Annotated in this window: 1 protein-coding gene; it reads right to left on the minus strand. The window is 73.1% G+C overall.

Annotated features, from left to right (window positions below):
- Positions 1-17: 17 nt before the first annotated feature.
- Complete coding sequence (locus tag AC5WRT_RS38920; protein WP_496098643.1) at positions 18-944, minus strand: dihydrodipicolinate synthase family protein; 927 nt, start codon at positions 942-944, stop codon at positions 18-20.
- Positions 945-965 lie beyond the last annotated feature (21 nt).

Below are 965 nucleotides of genomic sequence, written 5' to 3' on the forward strand. Positions count from 1 at the left end.
CACTTTCGAAACACGCCCTAGAGCAGTCCGGCCGCCGCCAGGAACTTCCCGACCCTCTCGGCCTCCTCGCCGGACAGCGGCACCTGCGGCTCGGCCGTCGCCGCGCACGCGATGACCCCCCGCAGATGCAGCGCCGCCTTGAACGCGCCCAGCGCCGACGAGCTGCCGCCCATCCGCACCGGATCCCCGACCGTGACCATCCCGAACAGGGCGCACAGCCGTTCCTGTTCGGTCCGCGCGCCCTCCCAGTCGCCGGCCCGGCACATGCGGTAGAGCCGGACGTACCCGTGCGGGTCGACGTTGGCCAGACCCGGCACCGCCCCGTCGGCACCCAGCGCCAGCGCGGAGTCCACGATCAGCTCCGAGCCGGTGAGCACGCTGAACCCGGGGTGCGCGCGGGCGCCGGTGACGATCTCGCGGAAGGCGGCCAGGTCGCCGCTGGAGTCCTTGATCCCGGCCAGCACCCGGTCGGCGGCCAGACCCAGCACCACCTCGGCCGGGAGCTTGGTGTGCACGGCGACGGGGATGTCGTAGGCGATGACCGGCACGTCGGACGCGGCGGAGATCCGGCGGTAGTGGTGGATGATCTCGGAGCGATGGGTACGGGCGTAGAACGGGGCCGTGACGACCACCGCCTCCGCTCCGGCCGCCGTCACCGCCGCGACGTGCTCCAGCACGCGCGGCGTCGTCATGTCGATCGCGCCGGCGAGGACCGGCAGCTGACCGCCCACATGGGCCACCACCGCCTCCACCACCTGCCTGCGCTGCCGGTCCGTGAGGAACGCGGCCTCGGACGTGGACCCGAGCAGGAACAGCCCGTGCACCCCGCCTCCCACCAGATGGTCGACCAGCCTGAGCAGCGAGGGCACGTCCACCTCGCGCTCCGGCGTCAGGGGCGTGCAGACGGGTGGGACGACACCGGTCAGCGGGGTGGGGAAGGGCATGTCAGGGCTCCTGGCGCTAGG

The organism is Streptomyces sp. NTD91 (assembly GCF_059510455.1).

Coding starts and splice junctions, on each gene's coding strand:
- AC5WRT_RS38920 (WP_496098643.1), bottom strand. CDS start 944: ATGCCCTTCCCCACCCCGCTGACCGGTGTCGTCCCACCCGTCTGCACG.